Annotated in this window: 1 protein-coding gene; it reads left to right on the forward strand. The window is 44.8% G+C overall.

Annotated features, from left to right (window positions below; translation table 11 throughout):
* The first annotated feature begins 592 nt into the window (after nt 1-592).
* Entirely contained in the window at nt 593-1027 is a 435-nt protein-coding gene (locus CLV84_RS00015) for a hypothetical protein (RefSeq protein WP_104417690.1), read from the forward strand.
* Nucleotides 1028-1575: the final 548 nt, after the last annotated feature.

The following is a 1575-nucleotide window of genomic DNA, read 5'->3' on the forward strand; positions in this document are numbered from 1 at the left end:
CCGTTGGGCGAAATAGACGACATTTAGGTCGCCAACTATAAGCATCCCGCTACTACTTACACATCAATGGCAATTAGATCAAAACATAAACAGAGATTAACAGGCGACCACGCCAAAACCTGTACCCAACCTAACAGATGGACAGTGTGGATGATCATAGCGGTTGCTACAGTAGCCTATGGATGTACTGCTGACAACAAATTCGATGATTATCTTCTAGTAGGGGCTAGAGAAGCCCCTATAGGATATATTCACATAGCGGTCAAACATGACAGCACATTTGTTTACTCTACATCAAGAACTACGACCTACCACGGGGAATTATCTTATTACAGGGATACTCTCTACTTTAAATTCTTCGGCAAAGATGCACCATGTATGGATATAGGTTATATTAAAAATCGTACACTGTATTTAAATGATGAAAGTTGTTCAAATTTGATATCTATATATTATGCAAATGCATTTGGTCAAACCTTTACAAACACCAATTAATAGTTTATGATCGATACCAAGCTATGCATAGATTAAAAGAATAATAACAGCGAGATCGTAGACTATACAAGTTTACTCAAAGATAAGGAGCACTACTATGGCTGAAGTAAACATCGAGGTCAAGCAGTCCCTAACTATGCATGGAGCGATGCTTTCTTGCTATTTAGTATTAGCAATTCCCGAGATTGTATATTTTAACCTTCCTGTAATGAAGCTTGCGCTACCATTTTGGACTGTCATTTACCTATTTACCGTAGCTGAACTAATAAAAAAGAATAATATTCAAAGACTAGCAATACGTGACAACCATCTTTATATTCGGAAATTTCTGAAGTATTGTCTTGTGGAAAATAAATATAAGATAGACAGTGTTCAGATAGTTCAGATAAACAGCAAAGAACTTCCAAACGGTGATACGCTTAGTGAGTTCGAAATAAGATATTATGGTAGGTTAGTGGGACGCTTTAATGACAGTAGGCATTCTTGGGACTTAAAAAAGCTTCATGCTGTAATGAGTCAAATAGAAGGCTAATCTTTATGAGAAGTCTCCACCAGCTTGGGTAAAATTAGAATCGCCCAACATTGCGCCATCGTCAAGCCGGCGGTGAGGCTTTTGGGTGTCGATGATGCCTTCAAAACCTGACTTAAAGATCATCAAGGTCAGAGTGCTGGCTGGTGAAGCCGGCCTGCGTCGGCGCACCCGTTAGCTGCAACGGCGGGGTCAGTCGTAGGAGTAATGATTTCCAAAGGGCTGCTTTACTCCGCGTCTGAGTCTAGGGGTGGCGGAACCATCGGGACTGCGCCATTCCGCACCGAAACGGCAAGTGGTGCGCCTTCGGCCCGACCACCTGCGTCTCGCAACGCGGAAAGCGCAATCCCCGCCAGAAGCAAGTGCAGTGCGTCGGCCGCAGCAGCTAACACTGCGCCATCGTCAACCCGGGGGTGCGGGGGGCTGGGCAATGGCCGGGTGGTCAGTAGTACCGCGTTTCCGTCGATGTTCACAATGGGCCAAAAGCCTCCGCTGGCGCTGCGGGTTTTGGCCCATGTTCTCTATCGCCGGAAAGGCTAGTATTGGGGGCT

The sequence above is a fragment of the Neolewinella xylanilytica genome (assembly GCF_002934605.1).
GTDB lineage: Bacteria > Bacteroidota > Bacteroidia > Chitinophagales > Saprospiraceae > Neolewinella > Neolewinella xylanilytica.

Excerpts from the sequence above, each read along its gene's own strand:
- CLV84_RS00015 (WP_104417690.1), top strand. The coding sequence starts at position 593 with ATGGCTGAAGTAAACATCGAGGTCAAGCAGTCCCTAACTATGCATGGA.